At 58.9% G+C, this 19,991-nt stretch carries 17 protein-coding genes and 1 tRNA gene; 17 read left to right on the forward strand and 1 reads right to left on the reverse strand.

What is annotated here, in order from left to right:
• Nucleotides 1-11 precede the first annotated feature (11 nt).
• From carB to WBK23_RS07505, 3 genes are read left to right on the forward strand one after another with little or no spacing between them, the layout of a single operon-like run.
• A complete protein-coding gene (carB, locus tag WBK23_RS07495; RefSeq protein ID WP_424483357.1) occupies nucleotides 12-3,233 on the forward strand; it encodes a carbamoyl-phosphate synthase large subunit in 3,222 nt (1,073 codons plus the stop codon).
• Nucleotides 3,230-3,706, forward strand: a complete 477-nt coding sequence (gene greA, locus WBK23_RS07500) for a transcription elongation factor GreA (RefSeq protein ID WP_424483358.1) — start codon at nucleotides 3,230-3,232, stop codon at nucleotides 3,704-3,706. Before carB ends, greA begins: the two co-directional genes overlap by 4 nt.
• Nucleotides 3,678-4,124 carry a DUF4149 domain-containing protein gene (locus WBK23_RS07505; RefSeq protein WP_424483359.1) on the forward strand — a complete coding sequence of 149 codons (447 nt, stop codon included), beginning with the start codon at nucleotides 3,678-3,680 and terminating at the stop codon, nucleotides 4,122-4,124. The genes greA and WBK23_RS07505 overlap by 29 nt, the downstream gene beginning before the upstream one ends.
• A gap of 69 nt (nucleotides 4,125-4,193) precedes the next feature.
• On the opposite strand, the gene yhbY is transcribed toward WBK23_RS07505, so the two are convergent.
• Nucleotides 4,194-4,505 (reverse strand): ribosome assembly RNA-binding protein YhbY, encoded by a 312-nt coding sequence (yhbY, locus tag WBK23_RS07510; protein WP_424483360.1) that lies wholly within the window; start codon nucleotides 4,503-4,505, stop codon nucleotides 4,194-4,196.
• A 103-nt stretch (nucleotides 4,506-4,608) separates the two neighbouring features.
• Between yhbY and rlmE the strand changes: the two genes are divergently transcribed.
• The 14 genes from rlmE to pnp all read left to right on the forward strand — a co-directional run bounded on the left by rlmE (nucleotide 4,609) and on the right by pnp (nucleotide 19,952).
• Nucleotides 4,609-5,241 (forward strand): 23S rRNA (uridine(2552)-2'-O)-methyltransferase RlmE, encoded by a 633-nt coding sequence (rlmE, locus tag WBK23_RS07515; protein ID WP_424483361.1) that lies wholly within the window; start codon nucleotides 4,609-4,611, stop codon nucleotides 5,239-5,241.
• Between the two features lie 168 nt (nucleotides 5,242-5,409).
• The gene (gene ftsH, locus WBK23_RS07520) at nucleotides 5,410-7,326 is read left to right on the forward strand and encodes an ATP-dependent zinc metalloprotease FtsH (RefSeq protein WP_424483362.1); all 1,917 of its coding nucleotides are present in this window, start codon (nucleotides 5,410-5,412) and stop codon (nucleotides 7,324-7,326) included.
• Between the two features lie 8 nt (nucleotides 7,327-7,334).
• Entirely contained in the window at nucleotides 7,335-8,186 is an 852-nt protein-coding gene (gene folP, locus WBK23_RS07525; RefSeq protein ID WP_424483363.1) for a dihydropteroate synthase, read from the forward strand.
• A 19-nt stretch (nucleotides 8,187-8,205) separates the two neighbouring features.
• Nucleotides 8,206-9,543: a phosphoglucosamine mutase gene (glmM, locus tag WBK23_RS07530; protein WP_424483364.1), complete on the forward strand. Its 1,338-nt coding sequence runs from the start codon at nucleotides 8,206-8,208 to the stop codon at nucleotides 9,541-9,543.
• A gap of 65 nt (nucleotides 9,544-9,608) precedes the next feature.
• Nucleotides 9,609-10,364: a triose-phosphate isomerase gene (gene tpiA / locus WBK23_RS07535; RefSeq protein ID WP_424483365.1), complete on the forward strand. Its 756-nt coding sequence runs from the start codon at nucleotides 9,609-9,611 to the stop codon at nucleotides 10,362-10,364.
• A 4-nt stretch (nucleotides 10,365-10,368) separates the two neighbouring features.
• Nucleotides 10,369-10,749, forward strand: coding sequence for a preprotein translocase subunit SecG (gene secG, locus WBK23_RS07540; protein ID WP_424483366.1), 381 nt, complete (start codon nucleotides 10,369-10,371; stop codon nucleotides 10,747-10,749).
• Between the two features lie 33 nt (nucleotides 10,750-10,782).
• Nucleotides 10,783-10,868, forward strand: a tRNA-Leu gene (locus WBK23_RS07545).
• A gap of 302 nt (nucleotides 10,869-11,170) precedes the next feature.
• The gene (gene rimP, locus WBK23_RS07550; RefSeq protein WP_424483367.1) at nucleotides 11,171-11,629 is read left to right on the forward strand and encodes a ribosome maturation factor RimP; all 459 of its coding nucleotides are present in this window, start codon (nucleotides 11,171-11,173) and stop codon (nucleotides 11,627-11,629) included.
• An 84-nt stretch (nucleotides 11,630-11,713) separates the two neighbouring features.
• The gene (gene nusA, locus WBK23_RS07555; RefSeq protein ID WP_424483368.1) at nucleotides 11,714-13,195 is read left to right on the forward strand and encodes a transcription termination factor NusA; all 1,482 of its coding nucleotides are present in this window, start codon (nucleotides 11,714-11,716) and stop codon (nucleotides 13,193-13,195) included.
• A 27-nt stretch (nucleotides 13,196-13,222) separates the two neighbouring features.
• On the forward strand, nucleotides 13,223-15,721 hold the full coding sequence (gene infB / locus WBK23_RS07560; protein WP_424483369.1) for a translation initiation factor IF-2: 2,499 nt from the start codon (nucleotides 13,223-13,225) through the stop codon (nucleotides 15,719-15,721).
• Between the two features lie 107 nt (nucleotides 15,722-15,828).
• Nucleotides 15,829-16,233, forward strand: a complete 405-nt coding sequence (gene rbfA / locus WBK23_RS07565) for a 30S ribosome-binding factor RbfA (protein ID WP_424483370.1) — start codon at nucleotides 15,829-15,831, stop codon at nucleotides 16,231-16,233.
• 4 nt (nucleotides 16,234-16,237) lie between these two features.
• Nucleotides 16,238-17,158: a tRNA pseudouridine(55) synthase TruB gene (gene truB / locus WBK23_RS07570; RefSeq protein WP_424483371.1), complete on the forward strand. Its 921-nt coding sequence runs from the start codon at nucleotides 16,238-16,240 to the stop codon at nucleotides 17,156-17,158.
• 205 nt (nucleotides 17,159-17,363) lie between these two features.
• A complete protein-coding gene (gene rpsO / locus WBK23_RS07575; RefSeq protein WP_305623403.1) occupies nucleotides 17,364-17,633 on the forward strand; it encodes a 30S ribosomal protein S15 in 270 nt (89 codons plus the stop codon).
• 213 nt (nucleotides 17,634-17,846) lie between these two features.
• Nucleotides 17,847-19,952 carry a polyribonucleotide nucleotidyltransferase gene (gene pnp / locus WBK23_RS07580; protein WP_424483372.1) on the forward strand — a complete coding sequence of 702 codons (2,106 nt, stop codon included), beginning with the start codon at nucleotides 17,847-17,849 and terminating at the stop codon, nucleotides 19,950-19,952.
• Nucleotides 19,953-19,991 lie beyond the last annotated feature (39 nt).

The following is a 19,991-nucleotide window of genomic DNA, read 5'->3' on the forward strand; positions in this document are numbered from 1 at the left end:
AGAGAGAGAACATGCCAAAGCGTACAGACATTAAAAGCATCCTGATCCTCGGCGCTGGCCCGATTGTTATCGGCCAGGCCTGCGAGTTCGACTATTCCGGTGCCCAGGCGTGTAAAGCGCTGAAAGAAGAGGGCTATCGCGTCATTCTGGTGAACTCCAACCCGGCCACCATCATGACCGACCCGGCCATGGCCGACGCCACCTATATCGAGCCGATCAAGTGGTCCACCGTGGCCAAGATCATCGAGAAGGAACGCCCGGACGCCCTGCTGCCGACCATGGGTGGCCAGACTGCGCTGAACTGCGCGCTGGACCTGGAAAAGCACGGCATCCTGGAAAAATTCGGCGTCGAGATGATCGGTGCCAACGCCGACACCATCGACAAGGCCGAAGATCGCTCGCGCTTCGACAAGGCGATGAAAGACATCGGCCTGGCGTGCCCGGTTTCCGGTATCGCGCACAACATGGAAGAAGCCTACGGCGTACTGGAGAAGGTGGGCTTTCCGTGCATCATCCGTCCGTCCTTCACCATGGGCGGCACCGGTGGCGGCATCGCTTACAACCGCGAAGAGTTCGAAGAAATCTGCGCGCGCGGTATCGATCTGTCGCCAACCAGCGAGCTGCTGATCGACGAATCGCTGATCGGCTGGAAAGAGTACGAGATGGAGGTGGTCCGCGATAAGAAGGACAACTGCATCATCGTCTGCGCCATCGAAAACTTCGACCCGATGGGCGTGCACACCGGCGACTCGATCACCGTTGCCCCGGCGCAAACCCTGACCGACAAGGAATACCAGATCCTGCGTAACGCCTCCCTGGCGGTATTGCGCGAGATCGGCGTGGAAACCGGCGGCTCCAACGTGCAGTTCGGTATCTGCCCGAACACTGGCCGTATGGTGGTGATCGAGATGAACCCGCGCGTGTCGCGTTCCTCGGCGCTGGCCTCCAAAGCCACCGGCTTCCCGATCGCCAAGATCGCCGCCAAGCTGGCCGTGGGTTACACCCTCGACGAACTGAGCAACGACATTACCGGCGGCCGCACGCCGGCATCGTTCGAGCCGGCCATCGACTACGTTGTGACCAAGATCCCGCGTTTCGCCTTCGAGAAGTTCCCGAAAGCCGACGCCCGCCTGACTACCCAGATGAAGTCGGTCGGTGAAGTCATGGCCATTGGTCGGACCTTCCAGGAATCCCTGCAGAAAGCCCTGCGTGGCTTGGAAGTAGGCGTTTCGGGCCTCGATCCGATGCTCGATCTGGCCGATCCTGAAGCCGAAAGCACCCTGCGTCGCGAACTGACCGTGCCAAGCGCTGACCGTATCTGGTACATCGGCGATGCCTTCCGTGCCGGCAAGACTGTGGCCGAAGTCTTCGAGCTGACCAATATCGATGAATGGTTCCTAGTGCAGATTGAAGATCTGATCAAGGACGAAGAGCGGATCAAGACCCTGGCGCTGTCCAGCATCGACCGTGACTCGATGTACAAGCTCAAGCGCAAAGGCTTCTCCGATATTCGCCTGGCCAAGCTGCTGGGCGTAACCGAGAAGACCCTGCGTAGCCAGCGCCACAAGTTGAAAGTGCTGCCGGTGTACAAGCGCGTGGACACCTGCGCTGCCGAGTTCGCCACCGACACGGCCTATATGTATTCGACCTACGAGGAAGAGTGCGAGGCCAATCCGTCGAGCCGCGACAAGATCATGATTCTTGGTGGCGGGCCCAACCGTATCGGTCAGGGCATCGAGTTCGACTACTGCTGCGTACACGCGGCACTGGCGCTGCGTGAAGATGGTTACGAGACCATCATGGTCAACTGCAACCCGGAAACCGTCTCCACCGACTACGACACCTCCGATCGCCTGTACTTCGAGCCAGTAACCCTGGAAGACGTACTGGAAATCGTCCGCGTCGAGCAGCCGAAAGGCGTGATCGTGCAGTATGGCGGCCAGACTCCACTGAAAATCTGCCGCGCCCTGGAAGAAGCCGGCGTGCCGATTATCGGCACCAGCCCTGACGCCATCGATCGTGCCGAAGACCGCGAGCGCTTCCAGCAGATGGTTCAGCGTCTGGGTCTGCGTCAGCCGGCCAACGCCACTGCGCGCAGCGAAGATGAAGCCCTGGCGCACTCCAAGACCATCGGTTACCCGCTGGTGGTGCGTCCGTCCTATGTACTGGGCGGTCGTGCGATGGAAATCGTCTACCAGGAAGACGAGCTCAAGCGTTATATGCGCGAAGCGGTAAAAGTCTCCAACGACAGCCCGGTACTGCTCGACCACTTCCTCAACTGCGCCATTGAAGTGGACGTGGATGCGGTGTGCGACGGCGAAACCGTGGTGATCGGCGCGATCATGCAGCACATCGAACAGGCCGGCGTGCACTCCGGTGACTCGGCCTGCTCGCTGCCGCCTTACTCGCTGCCGATGCACATCCAGGATGAGATCCGTGACCAGGTCAAGAAAATGGCTCTGGAGCTCAATGTGGTTGGCCTGATGAACGTGCAGATGGCCGTGCAGGGCGAGGACATCTTCGTCATCGAAGTGAACCCGCGCGCCTCGCGTACCGTGCCGTTCGTCTCCAAGTGCGTCGGCGTCTCGCTGGCCAAGGTGGCTGCCCGCGTCATGGCCGGCAAGTCGCTGGCTGATGCCGGTTACACCAAGGAAATCATCCCGCCGTATTTCAGCGTCAAGGAAGCGGTGTTCCCGTTCGCTAAGTTCCCTGGCGTCGACCCGATCCTCGGCCCAGAAATGAAGTCCACCGGCGAAGTGATGGGCGTCGGCGATACCTTCGGCGAAGCCTTTGCCAAGGCGCAGTCGGGTGCCAGCGAGATTCTGCCAAACGCAGGCGTAGCCTTTATCAGTGTGCGTGATGACGACAAGCCGTTGGTGGAAGGCGTTGCCCGCGATCTGATCGAGCTGGGCTTTGAAGTGGTGGCAACCGCCGGTACTGCCAAGCTGATCGAAGCGGCTGGTTTGCCAGTGCGCCGGGTGAACAAGGTGACGGAAGGCCGTCCGCACGTGGTCGACATGATCAAGAATGACGAAGTCACCCTGATCATCAACACCACTGAGGGCCGTCAGTCCATCGCTGACTCCTACTCCATCCGTCGTAACGCTCTGCAGCACAAGATCTACTGCACCACCACCATTGCGGCGGGGCAGGCGATCTGCGAGGCGCTGAAGTTCGGTCCCGAGAAGACCGTGCGCCGCCTGCAGGATCTGCATGCAGGAATCGAGGCATGATCAAATACCCGATGACCGTTCAGGGCGCACGCGCCCTGGAAGAGGAACTGGCGCACCTGACCAAGGTCGTGCGCCCCAAACTCAGTCAGGACATTGGCACCGCGCGCGAGCTCGGTGACCTCAAGGAAAACGCCGAATACCATGCCGCGCGCGAGCAGCAGGGCATGGTCGAGGCGCGCGTGCGGGATATCGAAGGCCGTCTGCAGAATGCAGTGATCATCGATGTCACCAGCATCGAGCACACCGGCAAGGTGATTTTCGGTACCACTGTCGAGATCGCCAACTGCGAAACCGACGAAAGCGTGACGTACCAGATCGTCGGTGAAGACGAGGCGGACATCAAGCAGCGCAAGCTGTCGGTCGGCTCGCCCATCGCCCGTGCCCTGATCGGCAAGTCCGAGGGGGATGTGGTGGTGGTGCAGACCCCGAGCGGTGCCCTCGAGTATGAAATTGTTGAGGTTCGCCATCTCTAAGCCTGTCCGGCGTGATGTTGGCGCAATCGGCTGGCTGCTGGCCCAGACGCTTTGGGTCGGTGGCCTCTGGTTGCTGCATTTTCTGCTGTTGCCGGCGATAGCCAAGGTCGGACTGGCGTCATTGCTGGTCGATGAGCTTGGCGACACCTTGCGGCCACTGCTGGTCGGTTTGGCGGCTATCTGTGCGGCTGTGCAGGTGCTGGTATTGATTCGGGCCGAACGTCTGGTCAGCCTGTGGCGCGACATGCGCGGGCAGTTGCTGTTGGTCGTGGTGGCGATGGCGGGCAGTTATTTCGGTGTACGCCGGTGGCTACCCGAGGCAGGGCTATGGCTGATGTTCAGTTATCTGGTGATGGCGTTCTGCGGGCTGTTGCTGGTCTTGCAGCCGGTGCCGGAAAGGCTCAGGCGCAAGCTCTGAGGTGGCGGGGCGTTGTGTGCGGCAGGGTACTTGCGAAGGCGCTGTGAGCGCCTCGCAGTAGCAGGTGACTCAGCCGTGATGACGGTGAACGTTGGACAGGTTCTTGTTCACTTTTGGATTCTTGCGGTAGATCAGCGCCATCTTGCCAATCACCTGGACTAGGTCGGCTTTGCCGGCTTTGCACAGTTCGTTGATGGCGGTCAGGCGGTCTTCACGCTCGGTGATGCGTAATTGCACTTTAATCAGTTCATGATCGCTCAGCGCGCGCTCCAGTTCGGCCAGCACGCCTTCGGCCAAACCATTGTCTGCCACGATCAGCACAGGCTTCAGGTGGTGGCCAATGGATTTGAATTGTTTCTTCTGCTCTTGAGTGAGCGGCATAATCTGATTCCTGCATTTAATCTGGTAAAAAACGGCGGTTAGTTTACCCGAGCGCCTTCGGGGCCGCCCAGATATTCATGCTCTGCACAAATCGAGGTATTGCGTGGCCCGTTCCAAGACCAGTCAAGGTTGGCTGAAAGAACATTTCAACGACCCCTACGTCAAAATGGCGCAGAAGGATGGCTATCGCTCGCGCGCCAGCTACAAGCTGCTGGAGATTCAGGAGAAGGATCGCATCCTTCGGCCTGGCATCACTGTAGTCGATCTGGGTGCGGCACCGGGCGGCTGGTCGCAGGTCACCAGTCGGGTGATCGGTGACAAAGGCCGGTTGATCGCGTCAGATATTCTCGAAATGGACAGCATCCCTGACGTCACCTTTATCCAGGGCGACTTTACCGATGATGCGGTGTTCGCGCAGATCCTCGAGGCTATCGGCAATAAGCCGGTAGACCTTGTGATTTCCGATATGGCCCCCAATATGAGTGGGGTGAGGGAGTCGGATCAGCCGCGAGCGATGTACCTGTGCGAGTTGGCACTGGATTTGTCGACTCGGGTGCTGCGCCCAGGCGGTGATTTTTTGATCAAGATCTTCCAGGGCGAAGGTTTTGACCTGTACCACAAACAGGTGCGGCAGCTGTTCGACAAGGTGCAGATGCGCAAGCCACTGTCCTCGCGCGACCGCTCCCGTGAGCAATATATGCTGGCGCGTGGTTTTCGCGGTCAGCCAGACGTCTGAGCCTGAGGCTGGCGCACTGCCGTCGCAGGTGTACAGCAAATAAAGGGTTACAGACGGCGTCTGCCAGGGGTGGGCGTTGTGTAGTAAGTTAGATCGGTACATAACTGGTCGTCATGCGAAGCGCGCTTCTGCACGGGGCCTGCTTCAGAGGGTAGCTAATTGAACGACATGGCAAAGAATCTGGTCCTGTGGCTGATCATCGCCGCCGTCTTGGTGACGGTGATGAACAATTTTTCCAGCCCGAGTGAGTCGAACAAACTCAATTACTCGCAGTTTATCCAGCAGGTTCAGGATGGCGGCGTTAAGCGGGTGACCGTGGATGGTTTCATCATCAGCGGTACTCGTACTGATGGTTCATCGTTCGAGACCGTTCGTCCGGCGATTCAGGACAATGGGCTGATCAAGGACCTGATGGACAACAACGTCGAGATCGTCGGCAAGCAGCCTGAGCAGCAGAGCATCTGGACTCAGCTACTGGTCGCCAGCTTCCCGATTCTGGTGATCATCGCCGTGTTCATGTTCTTTATGCGCCAGATGCAAGGTGGCGCAGGCGGCAAGGGCGGGCCGATGAGTTTCGGCAAGAGCAAGGCGCGCCTGCTCTCGGAAGATCAGGTCAAGACCACTTTCGCTGACGTCGCCGGTTGCGACGAGGCCAAGGAAGAAGTCAGTGAGCTGGTCGAATTCCTCCGCGATCCGGGCAAGTTCCAGCGCCTCGGTGGGCGTATCCCGCGTGGTGTGCTGATGGTCGGCTCGCCAGGTACCGGCAAGACCTTGCTGGCCAAGGCGGTTGCCGGCGAAGCCAAGGTACCGTTCTTCACTATTTCCGGTTCGGACTTCGTCGAAATGTTCGTCGGTGTCGGTGCATCCCGTGTGCGCGACATGTTCGAGCAGGCCAAGAAGCACGCGCCGTGCATTATCTTTATCGACGAGATCGACGCCGTGGGCCGCCATCGTGGCGCTGGCATGGGTGGTGGTCACGACGAGCGTGAGCAGACCCTCAACCAGTTGCTGGTGGAGATGGATGGCTTCGAAATGAACGATGGCATCATCGTCATCGCCGCTACCAACCGCCCTGACGTACTCGATCCTGCCTTGCTGCGTCCGGGCCGTTTCGACCGTCAGGTCGTGGTGGGTCTGCCGGACATTCGTGGTCGCGAACAGATTCTTAAAGTGCACATGCGCAAAGTGCCGATGGGCGAAGATGTCGCTCCAGCCGTAATTGCGCGTGGTACGCCGGGCTTCTCCGGTGCCGACCTGGCCAACCTGGTCAACGAGGCGTCGCTGTTCGCCGCCCGTGCGGGTAAGCGCGTGGTCGAGATGAAGGAATTCGAGCTGGCCAAAGACAAGATCATGATGGGTGCCGAGCGCAAAACCATGGTCATGTCGGACAAGGAAAAGCTCAACACCGCATTCCACGAGGCCGGTCACGCGATTGTCGGGCGCCTGGTGCCTGAGCATGACCCGGTCTACAAAGTGTCGATCATCCCGCGCGGTCGTGCCCTCGGCGTGACCATGTTCCTCCCAGAGGAAGATCGTTACAGCCTGAGCAAGCGTGCGCTGACCAGTCAGATTTGCTCGCTGTTCGGTGGCCGTATCGCCGAGGAAATGACCCTGGGCTTCGATGGCGTCACCACCGGTGCCTCCAACGACATCATGCGCGCCACCCAGTTGGCCAAGAACATGGTGACCAAGTGGGGCTTGTCGGAAAAACTCGGCCCGCTGATGTATGCGGAAGAGGAAGGCGAAGTCTTCCTCGGTCGTAGCATGGGCAGCCAGCAAAGCAATATGTCTGCGGACACCGCCAAGCTGATCGACCAGGAAGTGCGCAGCATCATCGATGAGTGCTATGGCACCGCCAAGCGCCTGTTGCAGGAAAATCGCGACAAGCTCGATGCCATGGCCGAGGCCTTGATGAAGTACGAAACCATCGATGCCGAGCAGATCGAAGACATCATGAATGGCCTTGCACCACGCGAGCCGAAAGGCTGGCAGGGCGGTGACGACAATAACGGCACGCCGACTGCGCCTGTTGAAGTCGCGGAGTCTGCAGAGAAGCCAATTGGTGGCCCGGCCGCCGAGCTCTAAGGTTTTCCATGTCTGTTGCGCCAACCTTTGACCGGCTGCCTTGTGGCAGCCGGTTTCTTGATTTAAGCCGTCCGCAAGTGATGGGCATCCTCAATGTCACCCCTGACTCTTTTTCCGACGGTGGGCGCTTTGCCCGTCGCGATGCGGCCTTGCGACATGCGCAGGCAATGCTCGCGGCCGGCGCAAGCCTGATTGATGTCGGTGGCGAGTCGACGCGTCCTGGTGCGCGGGTGGTGTCTGCACTGGAAGAGCTGGAGCGAGTCGCGCCAGTCGTCGAGGCGATTGCTGCCGAGCTGGATGTAATCATTTCGGTGGACACCTCGACCCCGGCCGTCATGCGTGAAGTGGCAAGGCTGGGCGCGGGTCTGATCAATGATGTGCGCTCCTTGCAGCGTGATGGTGCTCTGGATGCGGCTGCGGACAGCGGTTTGCCGGTGTGCCTGATGCATATGCGTGGCGAGCCGACCACCATGCAGGACAGTCCGCAGTACGCCGATGTGCTGGTCGAGGTTCGTGACTTTCTGGCTGAGCGAATGGCGGCCTGCGCGGCTGCAGGTATTGCGTCCGAGCGGATTGTGCTCGACCCGGGTTTTGGCTTTGCGAAGACCCTGGAGCACAATCTGGCTCTGTTCAAGCATATGGATGCCCTGCATGCGCTAGGGAGGCCGTTGTTGGTTGGAGTGTCGCGCAAGAGCATGATTGGCAAAGTGCTGGGTCATGAGGTCGGTGAGCGGCTGTATGGCAGTCTGGCGCTGGCGGCGCTGGCGGTTACAAAGGGCGCGCACATCCTGCGGGTGCATGATGTGGCAGAAACAGTTGATGTAGTGCGTATGCTCGCCGCGGTTGCCGCGGCCGAATAAGTTAGAGGGACGTGCGGGAATGGGTAGAAAATATTTTGGTACTGACGGTATTCGTGGGCGTGTCGGTGACTTTCCCATTACCCCGGAATTCATGCTCAAACTCGGCTGGGCGGCCGGGATGGCGTTTCGCAAGCAGGGCAAGTGCCGCATCCTGATCGGCAAGGACACGCGAATTTCCGGCTATATGTTCGAGTCAGCTTTGGAAGCGGGGCTGTCGGCCGCCGGGGCTGACGTGATGCTGCTCGGCCCGATGCCGACTCCGGCGATCGCCTATCTGACCCGTACCTTTCATGCCGAGGCAGGCATCGTCATCAGTGCGTCGCACAACCCGCATCATGACAACGGCATCAAGTTCTTCTCGGGGCAGGGCACCAAACTGCCGGATGAAATCGAGCTGATGATCGAAGAATTGCTCGATCAGCCCATGACGGTGGTTGAGTCCGAGCAGTTGGGCAAGGTGTCGCGGATCAACGACGCCGCCGGGCGCTACATAGAGTTCTGCAAGAGCAGCGTGCCGAGTAGCACCGACTTTGCCGGGCTGAAGATTGTTGTCGATTGCGCCCATGGTGCGGCTTACAAGGTTGCACCTAGCGTATTTCGCGAGCTAGGCGCACAGGTAACGGTGTTGTCGGCGCAGCCTAATGGGCTGAACATCAATGACGGTTGTGGTTCGACCCATGTCGAGGCCTTGCAGGCTGAGGTGCTGGCGCAGCAGGCTGACCTGGGTATCGCCTTCGATGGCGATGCGGATCGGGTGTTGATGGTCGATCACGCCGGCGTAGTCGTCGATGGCGATGAGCTGCTGTTTATCATTGCGCGTGACCTGTTGGAGCGCGGCAAGCTGCAGGGCGGTGTTGTAGGTACCCTGATGAGCAATCTCGGCCTGGAGCTGGCGCTGGATGAGCTGGGAATTCCTTTTGTGCGGGCCAAGGTTGGGGATCGCTATGTGATCGCCGAGCTACTGTCGCGCAACTGGCAATTGGGTGGCGAGAATTCCGGGCATCTGGTGTGTTTCCAGCACACCACCACGGGCGATGCGATCATCGCGGCGTTGCAGGTGTTGATGGCGCTCAAGCGGCGTGGGCAAACCCTGGGTGAGGCGCGTCTGGGTATGCAGAAGTGCCCGCAGGTGCTGGTGAACGTGCGTTTTGCGGGTGGTGTTGACCCCTTGGAGCATCCGGCTGTGCAGCAGGCGAGTGCGCGGGTAACCGAGCAGATGGCCGGTCGTGGGCGGGTGTTGCTGCGCAAATCCGGCACCGAGCCGTTGGTGCGTGTCATGGTTGAAGGTGATGATGAAGGCCAGGTACGCGGCTATGCCGATGAATTGGCTAAAGTTGTTGCTGATGTATGTGCTTGATTCGGCTTGCCAGCCCGGTAGCTGTTGGGTAACATCTGCGCCCTCTTTGACCGACGAGGTAAAGCATGCGTCGCCCAATGGTTGCTGGTAACTGGAAAATGCACGGTACCCGCGCCAGCGTCGTAGAGCTGATCAACGGTCTCAATCAGCAGGTGCTGCCTGCTGATGTGGATGTAGCAGTTTTTCCGTCTTGTTTGCATCTGGGTCAGGTGGTTGATGGTCTGGCAGGCAAGGCTGTTGCGGTCGGTGCGCAAGATTGTGCGACCGAAGCGCAGCAAGGTGCTTTAACGGGCGAAGTGGCGGCAAGTCAGTTGCATGACGCACGCTGTTCGCTGGTTCTGGTTGGTCACTCCGAGCGTAGAGCCTTGCTGGGAGACACTGATGAGATCGTGACGCGCAAATTTGCCGCGGCGCAATCTTCAGGTTTGCTTCCAGTGCTGTGTGTTGGGGAAACCTTGGCTCAGCGTGAAGCTGGGCAAACGCTTGAAGTGGTTGCTGCGCAGTTGTCTGCGGTGATCGATGCGTTGGGTGTTGAGGTGTTTGCAGATGCGGTTATTGCCTATGAGCCGGTTTGGGCCATTGGCACTGGTTTGACTGCATCGCCTGCGCAAGCGCAGGAAGTGCATGCGGCGATTCGCGCGCAATTGGCGGCGAAAAGCCCAGAGTTGGCTGGCAAGGTAAGAATTCTTTATGGTGGCAGCGTCAAGGCCGCCAGTGCAGCCGAGTTGTTCGGTATGCCGGATATCGATGGGGGGCTTGTAGGTGGAGCCTCTCTGAATGCGGATGAGTTCGGTGCGATCTGTCGCGCCGCAGGAAGCTAAAGAAATGCTGGAAACAGTTATCGTTGTTCTTCATCTGCTGGGTGCTATCGGTGTTGTTGCGCTGGTTCTGCTGCAGCAGGGTAAGGGTGCAGATGCAGGTGCGTCTTTTGGTGCGGGTGCTTCTTCTACCGTATTCGGTAGTCAAGGAACCACTACCTTTCTGAGTCGCGTTACTGCTATACTTGCTACCGCTTTTTTCATGACTAGCTTGGGTTTAGCGTTCTTTGCTAAAGACAAAGCTGATGCTATGGCTCAGGTTGGTTTGCCTGATCCGGCAGTCTTGGAAGTACAGCAGGCCGCTCCGGCTGTTGAAGATGTACCTGTTCTTGATGCAGCTAAGCCGGCTCCTGCAGCGGCGGACGTACCTCAGGCTCCTGAGCAGTAATAAAGTAGTACGCGGTATGCAGTAAACGATTTTGCCGAGGTGGTGGAATTGGTAGACACGCTACCTTGAGGTGGTAGTGGCCATAGGCTGTAGGGGTTCGAGTCCCCTTCTCGGTACCAATTTTCAAGAAGGCCCGCTCGATGCGGGCCTTCTTGTTGCTGGAGCTTCGATTGACCCTGTTGTGGGATCAGTCGTATAATCCGGCCCCAGCTTTGATGTGGGATTGAGCAGTAAGGTCGCTCCTCGGATGTTGAGTCCGATGTTGGCTGGGTTAACCCAGTCCCCCGCATTGAGTTGCAGAGGAGCCCCTTTTAAGGGGCTTTTTGCTAGCTGGGTGACAGCTTTACCGGCCTTTAGAGGGCGGTTCGATGATGGGCGTTTCGCCCATTTTTTATTTTTACAGCATGCGCGAGGGGTTCAGGTGTCGAGCAAGCTAGAACAGTTGCAGGCCTTGGTGGCCCCGGTAGTCGAGGCTCTTGGCTACCAATGTTGGGGTGTCGAGTTCCTGTCACAAGGGCGGCATTCTCTGCTGCGAATTTATATTGATAAAGCCGATGGCGTGCTGATCGAAGACTGCGAAATTGTCAGTCGGCAGATCAGTGGTGTTCTCGATGTTGAGGACCCCATCAGTGCCGAGTACACCCTTGAGGTGTCTTCGCCTGGTATGGACCGGCCGCTGTTCACCATTGAACAGTTCGCCCGGCATGCCGGCGAGCAAGTGAAGATCAAGCTGCGTTCGCCTTTTGAAGGGCGGCGTAACTTCCAGGGCCTTCTACGCGGTGTGGAAGAGCAGGACGTGGTAGTGCAGGTGGATGACCACGAATTCCTGTTGCCGATCGAAATGATCGACAAGGCCAACATTATCCCCAGGTTTGATTGAGACGCGGGTCCCGCGAAAGCTGCGCGATTGCGCAAGTGGCGCGGATAGCGCGGATCCAACGGATTGCGAAAGGCGAGGCGTACGATGAGCAAAGAAGTACTGCTGGTTGTTGAGTCGGTATCCAACGAAAAGGGCGTACCGGCGAGCGTAATTTTTGAAGCGTTGGAGCTGGCTTTGGCCACTGCTACCAAGAAGCGTTTTGAAGATGAAGTCGAGTTGCGTGTGGCGATCAATCGTCAGACCGGCAACTACGAAACCTTCCGCTGCTGGACAGTGGTTGATGAAAGTGAATTTGATGACCCTGCGCACCAGGTCACCACTGACATGCCGCGCGCGGTTGAAGCCAGCGCCAAAGTCGGTGATGTGCTCGAAGAGAAGATCGAGTCCATCGAGTTCGGCCGTATCGCTGCGCAAACGGCTAAGCAAGTGATTGTGCAGAAGGTTCGCGAAGCTGAGCGTGCTCAGGTGGTCGAAGCTTACCGCGAGCGCCTGGGTGAAATCATCTCCGGCACCGTGAAGAAAGTCACCCGTGACAGCGTGATCGTTGATCTGGGTAACAACGCAGAAGCCATGTTGGCTCGCGAAGACATCATCTCCCGCGAAACTTTCCGTGTTGGTGTGCGCCTGCGTGCCCTGCTCAAGGAAATTCGCACCGAGAACCGTGGCCCACAGCTGATCCTCTCGCGCACCGCGCCGGAAATGCTGATCGAGCTGTTCCGCATCGAAGTACCGGAAATCGCCGAAGAACTGATCGAAGTCATGGGCGCGTCCCGTGATCCAGGTTCGCGCGCCAAGTTGGCCGTGCGTTCCAAAGACAAACGCATCGACCCGCAGGGTGCCTGTATCGGCATGCGCGGTTCGCGCGTGCAGGCGGTCTCCGGCGAGTTGGCGGGTGAGCGTGTCGACATCGTGCTGTGGGATGACAATCCTGCGCAGTTCGTGATCAACGCCATGTCGCCGGCCGAAGTGGCCGCCATTATTGTCGACGAAGATGCCCATGCCATGGACATCGCCGTTGGCGCAGATAACCTTGCTCAGGCCATTGGCCGCGGCGGTCAGAACGTGCGATTGGCCAGTCAGTTGACTGGCTGGACCCTGAACGTGATGACCGAAGCGGATATTCAGGCCAAGCAGCAAGCGGAAACAGGCGACATCCTGCAGCGCTTTATCGACGAGTTGGAAGTCGACGAAGAACTGGCCCAGGTGTTGGTCGAAGAGGGCTTCACCAGCCTTGAAGAAATTGCCTACGTACCGATGGAAGAAATGCTCAGCATTGATGGCTTTGACGAGGATATCGTCAACGAGCTCCGCGCCCGTGCCAAAGATCGCTTGCTGACTAAAGCCATCGCCAACGAGGAAAAGCTGGCAGATGCCCACCCAGCCGAAGACTTGCTCTCGCTTGAGGGGATGGATAAGGCGCTTGCGCATGAACTGGCAGTGCGCGGCGTTGTTAACCGCGAAGACCTGGCCGAGCAGTCGATTGATGACCTGCTCGACATCGACGGTATCGACGCTGAGCGAGCCGGCAAGTTGATCATGGCCGCCCGAGCCCATTGGTTCGAGTAAGCAGTTGCGGCCTGAGGAGAGAAATGCATGACGCAAGTCACGGTTAAAGAACTGGCCCAAGTGGTCAATACGCCGGTTGAACGCCTGCTGCAGCAAATGAGTGAGGCAGGATTGCCGCACAAGAGTGCTGAGCAAGCGGTGACCGACAGTGAGAAGCAGGCCCTGTTGGCCCACCTCAAGAGCAGTCACGGCGACACCAAAGCGGAAGAGCCGCGCAAGATCACCTTGCAGCGCAAAACCACTAGCACCCTGCGTGTTGCCGGCAGCAAGACCATCAGCGTTGAAGTGCGCAAGAAGAAAACCTTCGTCAAGCGCAGCGCTGAAGAAATCGAAGCTGAAAAGCAGCGTGAGCTGGCTGAACAGCGCGCTGTAGCTGACGCCGCGAAGGCAAAAGCTGAAGAAGAAGCCAAGCGCCGTGCGGCTGAAAACGCACAGAACCCAGATGCTGTGGCTGAAGCGGTTGTTGCCCCTCAGGCAGCACCTGCGCCAGTCGCTGCGGTGGACGTTTCGCTGGTAGCGGCTCCGGTAGCCGACGAGCGTAAGAAAGACGAACCGCGTCGTCCGGACAAAGCCCGTAATGATGACGCCGATCGTCGTGGTGGTGAGCGCAAGACCACCCAGCATCGCCCGACCGTCAAGGAAAAGGCCCCGGCTCCACGCGTTGCCCCGCGTTCCATCGACGAAGAAAGCGACAGCTTCCGTCGTGGCGGCCGTGGCAAAGGCAAGCTGAAGAAGCGTAACGCTCACGGCTTCCAGAGCCCGACGGGCCCGATCGTGCGTGAAGTGAAGATTGGCGAAACCATCACTGTGGGCGATCTGGCTCAGCAGATGTCGGTTAAAGCCGCTGAAATCATCAAGTTCATGTTCAAGCTGGGTACCCCTGCGACCATCAACCAGGTGCTGGATCAGGAAACTGCCCAACTGGTTGCTGAGGAGCTGGGTCACAAGGTCACCCTGGTCAGCGACACGGCCCTGGAAGATTCCCTGGCTGAGTCGTTGAAGTTCGAAGGTGAGACCTTCTCCCGTGCGCCGGTTGTGACCGTAATGGGTCACGTTGACCACGGTAAGACCTCGCTGCTCGACTACATTCGTCGTGCCAAGGTTGCTGCTGGCGAAGCCGGCGGTATCACCCAGCATATCGGTGCCTACCACGTAGAAACCGAGCGCGGCATGGTCACCTTCCTCGACACCCCGGGCCACGCCGCGTTTACCGCGATGCGTGCCCGTGGTGCCAAGGCGACCGATATCGTGATCCTGGTGGTTGCAGCGGACGACGGCGTGATGCCGCAGACCATTGAAGCCGTTCAGCATGCCAAGGCTGCTGGCGTTCCACTGGTTGTCGCGGTGAACAAGATCGACAAGCCAGGTGCTGACCTCGATCGCATTCGTAGCGAACTGTCGGTACACGGCGTGACTTCGGAAGAGTGGGGCGGTGAAACGCCGTTCGTCTCTGTGTCGGCGAAAGTCGGTACCGGTGTCGACGAACTGCTCGAAGCGGTACTGCTGCAAGCCGAGATCCTTGAGCTGAAAGCCACTCCATCGGCCCCAGGCCGTGGCGTTGTGGTTGAATCGCGCCTTGATAAAGGCCGCGGTCCGGTTGCTACCGTACTGGTTCAGGACGGTACCTTGCGTCAAGGCGACATGGTGCTGATCGGTTCCAACTTCGGTCGTATCCGCGCCATGCTCGACGAGAACGGCAAGCCGATCAAAGAAGCTGGCCCGTCGATTCCGGTCGAGATTCTCGGCCTGGACGGCACCCCGGATGCTGGCGACGACATGAGCGTGCTGGCTGACGAGAAGAAAGCCCGCGAAGTCGCACTGTTCCGTCAAGGCAAGTTCCGCGAAGTGAAACTGGCCCGTGCTCACGCCGGTAAGCTGGAAAACATCTTCGAAAACATGGGCCAGGAAGAGAAGAAGACGCTCAACATCGTCCTCAAATCCGACGTCCGTGGTTCGCTGGAAGCGCTGCAAGGCTCGCTCGGCGGCCTGGGTAATGATGAAGTGCAAGTGCGTGTGGTCGGTGGCGGCGTCGGTGGTATCACCGAATCCGATGCCAACCTGGCGCTGGCCTCCAACGCTGTACTGTTCGGCTTCAACGTGCGTGCCGATGCTGGCGCACGCAAGATCGTCGAGCAGGAAGGTCTGGATATGCGTTACTACAACGTGATCTACGACATCATCGAAGACGTCAAGAAGGCCCTGACCGGCATGCTCGGCAGTGATGTTCGCGAGAACATCCTGGGCATCGCCGAAGTGCGTGACGTGTTCCGTTCGCCGAAGTTCGGTGCGATTGCCGGCTGTATGGTGGTCGAGGGTACGGTTCACCGTAACCGTCCGATCCGCGTACTGCGCGACGACGTGGTGATCTTCGAAGGCGAGCTGGAATCCCTGCGTCGCTTCAAAGACGATGCCTCCGAAGTGCGTAACGGCATGGAGTGCGGTATCGGCGTGAAGAGCTACAACGACGTCAAGGTCGGCGACAAGATCGAAGTGTTCGAGAAAGTCCAAGTGGCTCGTAGCCTGTAAGCACGAGTCGCAACACGCAGCGCCCGGCCCCGCTTTTGCGCGGCCGGGCGTTTGCCGCTTTTAGGTCCGCTGCTTTTTGAGCCGCGTGACGAGTGAAGGTAGTAGAAATGGCCAAAGAATTTAGCCGGGCCCAGCGCATCGGCGACCAGATACAGCGCGAACTGGCGCAGTTGATCCGCCTGGAAGTCAAAGACCCGCGTCTTGGCGGCCTGGTGACCATCACCGCGGTGGAAGTCAGCCGCGACTCCAGCCATGCCAAGGTGTTCGTCACCGTCATGGGTGGCGAGCCGGAAGAGGGTGTCGATCCTGTCGTACAGAGCATCAAGGTGCTCAACGATGCCAGCGGCTTCCTGCGTATGCAGCTGGGCCGTGCGATGAAGCTGCGCAGCGTGCCGAACCTGCGTTTTCATTACGATGAGAGCGTGATTCGCGGTGCGCAGCTGTCGGCACTGATTGAGCGTGCAGTCAGCGAAGACCGTCAGCACGATGACGAACCCGAGGCCAAGGAGTAAGCGCGTGGCCCAGGTCAAACGTATTCGTCGTGCCGTCGATGGCATCATCCTGCTGGATAAGCCCAAGGGCTTTAGCTCCAACGCTGCGCTGCAGAAGGTGCGCTGGTTACTGAATGCCGAGAAGGCCGGGCACACCGGTAGCCTCGATCCCTTGGCCACTGGCGTATTGCCGCTGTGTTTCGGCGAGGCGACCAAGTTCTCCCAGTACCTGCTGGATGCGGACAAGGGTTACGAAACCCTGATGCAGCTGGGCGTCACCACCACCACCGCCGATGCTGAAGGCGAAGTGCTGGAGCGTCGTCCGGTGACCGTTGGTCGCGCCGATATCGAAGCAGTTCTGCCCGATTTTCGCGGTGAAATCAGCCAGATACCGCCGATGTACTCGGCGCTCAAGCGTGATGGGCAGCCGCTGTACAAGCTGGCCCGTGCCGGTGAAGTAGTGGAGCGCGAGCCGCGTTCTGTTACTATTGCGCGCCTGGAATTACTGGACTGCGAGGCAGAGCAAGCGCGCCTCGCAGTTGATTGCAGCAAAGGCACTTATATCCGCACTCTGGTCGAAGACATTGGCCACCTGCTGGGTTGTGGTGCACACGTTGCAGAGCTACGCAGAACCAAAGCCGGCCCCTTCGATCTGAGCCGCACCGTGACGCTCGAAGAGCTGGAACGGGTGCATGCCGAAGGTGGCAATGAGGCGGTGGATCAGTTTCTGCAGCCGTCAGACAGTGGCCTGCTGCATTGGCCGTTGCTGCAGTTCTCCGAGCACAGTTCGTTCTACTGGTTGCAAGGGCAGCCGGTACGCGCCCCGGAAGCACCGAAGTTCGGCATGGTTCGGGTGCAAGATCACAACGGTCGCTTTATCGGTATCGGTGAAGTGAGCGAAGACGGGCGCATTGCGCCGCGTCGATTGATTGCTAACAAGGCGTAGCCTTGGTTGGAGTTACGGGCCGCAGGCCTGTGACGCAGGATTCGGTCAGCATGACCGTAGCGCAGGCAGGGGGTTTCGGCTCTGGTCTGCGTGTATCGAGGGTGGCTGTTAATAGGCGCGGTCATACCTCACTTAAAAACACGGGAAGCGATTCCCGGCCTATTGCGACTGTTTCGGCAGTTGCCTAACTGAGAGGATTGCCCACATGGCACTCAGCGTTGAAGAAAAAGCCCAGATCGTAACTGACTACCAGCAAGCTGCTGGCGACACCGGTAGCCCGGAAGTGCAAGTTGCACTGCTGTCCGCCAACATCAACAAGCTGCAAGGCCACTTCAAGGCCAACGGTAAAGACCACCACTCGCGTCGTGGCCTGATCCGTATGGTTAACCAGCGTCGTAAGCTGCTGGATTACCTGAAGGGTAAGGACGCCAGTCGTTACAGCGCCCTGATCGGTCGCCTGGGTCTGCGTCGCTAAGCAATGCTTACGCGTAGCTGACTGCCGAAGCTGGAAGTGGGGTTTGCCCCTGCTTCCAGCTTTTGCTTTTCTGCGATAGCTGTTTTGGACGATAGCGGGTCCGATTCCCGTAACCGCCCACCCATTCTGCAAGACCCGTTTTGGTCACGTTGAGGTGATAGAACGGTGGCAAGAAACGCTTTCCCCAAGGGCAACAAAGAGAAGGAAAACACCGTGAACCCGGTAATCAAAAAGTTCCAGTTCGGTCAATCGACCGTTACCCTCGAGACAGGCCGTATCGCCCGTCAAGCCTCCGGCGCAGTGCTGGTCACCGTTGACGACGACGTCGCCGTACTGGTCGCCGTAACCGGTGCCAAGACTGCCGACCCAAGCAAAGGCTTTTTCCCGCTGTCCGTGCACTACCAGGAAAAAACCTACGCAGCCGGCAAGATCCCTGGCGGCTTCTTCAAGCGTGAAGCACGCCCAAGCGAAAAAGAAACCCTGACCTCGCGTCTGATCGACCGTCCGATCCGTCCGCTGTTCCCAGAAGGTTTCCAGAACGAAGTGCAGGTCATCTGCACCGTGATCTCCACCAGCAAGAAGACCGATCCGGACATCGCTGCGATGATCGGTACCTCGGCTGCCCTGGCGATCTCCGGCATCCCGTTCAACGGCCCAATCGGTGCCGCGCGCGTAGCCTTCCACCCGGAAACCGGCTACCTGCTGAACCCGACTTACGAGCAACTCAAGGCTTCCAGCCTGGACATGGTTGTAGCCGGTACTAAAGACGCCGTGCTGATGGTTGAATCCGAAGCCAAAGAGCTGACCGAAGACCAGATGTTGGGCGCTGTGCTGTTTGCCCACGACGAATTCCAGGTTGTGATTCAAGCCGTTGCCGAGCTGGCCGCTGAAGCCGCCAAGCCGACGTGGGACTGGCAGCCAAAAGCTGAGAACACTGCACTGCTGAACGCTATCCGTAGCGAATTCGGCGAAGCGATCTCCCAGGCTTACACCATCACCGTCAAGCACGAGCGTTATGCCCGTCTGGGCGAGCTGCGCAATGAAATCGTTGCCAAGCTCTCCGGCGAAGAAGGCCAGCCTTCTGCTGGTGAAGTCAAAGACGCCTTCGGCGAAATCGAATACCGCACCGTGCGCGAGAACATCGTCAACGGTAAACCGCGTATCGATGGCCGTGACACCCGTACCGTACGTGGCCTGAACATCGAAGTCGGTGTATTGGACAAGACCCACGGTTCCGCCCTGTTCACCCGTGGCGAAACCCAGGCCCTGGTCGTTGCCACCCTCGGTACCGCGCGTGACGCGCAGCTGCTCGACACCCTCGAAGGCGAGCGCAAAGACCCGTTCATGCTGCACTACAACTTCCCTCCGTACTCGGTGGGCGAGTGTGGTCGTATGGGTGCCACTGGCCGTCGCGAAATCGGTCACGGCCGTCTCGCACGCCGTTCGGTACAGGCCATGCTGCCTGCTGCTGACGTGTTCCCGTACACCATCCGTGTGGTTTCGGAAATCACCGAGTCCAACGGTTCGTCCTCGATGGCTTCCGTTTGCGGCGCTTCCCTGGCCCTGATGGACGCTGGTGTACCGATGAAGGCACCGGTTGCCGGTATCGCCATGGGTCTGGTTAAGGAAGGCGAGAAGTTTGCCGTTCTGACCGACATCCTCGGCGACGAAGATCACCTGGGCGACATGGACTTCAAAGTAGCCGGTACCGCCAATGGCGTCACCGCGCTGCAGATGGACATCAAGATCCAGGGCATCACCGAAGAGATCATGGAAATCGCCCTGAATCAGGCCCTGGAAGCACGCCTGAACATTCTCGGTCAGATGAACAAGATCATCGCCACTTCGCGCACCGAGTTGTCGGCCAACGCCCCAACCATGATCGCGATGAAGATCGACCAGGACAAGATTCGCGACGTGATCGGCAAAGGTGGTGCAACCATCCGCGCGATCTGCGAAGAAACCAAGGCGTCGATCGACATCGAAGACGACGGTTCGATCAAGATCTTCGGCGAAACCAAGGAAGCTGCCGAGGCCGCGCGTCAGCGCGTACTGGGCATCACCGCGGAAGCTGAAATCGGCAAGATCTACGTCGGCAAGGTTGAGCGCATCGTCGACTTCGGCGCATTCGTCAACATCCTGCCGGGCAAAGACGGTCTGGTGCACATCTCGATGCTGAGCGACGCTCGCGTTGAGAAAGTGACCGACATTCTGAAAGAAGGTCAGGAAGTTGAAGTACTGGTACTGGACGTGGACAACCGCGGCCGTATCAAGCTGTCGATCAAGGATGTAGCCGCTGCCAAGGCTTCGGGTGTGTAAACACCGCGTCGCTTAGCAGCAAAAAAGAGGGCCCTTCGG

Origin of the sequence: Pseudomonas sp. (assembly GCF_049653025.1) — a bacterium.
In the GTDB taxonomy this organism is placed as follows: domain Bacteria; phylum Pseudomonadota; class Gammaproteobacteria; order Pseudomonadales; family Pseudomonadaceae; genus Aquipseudomonas.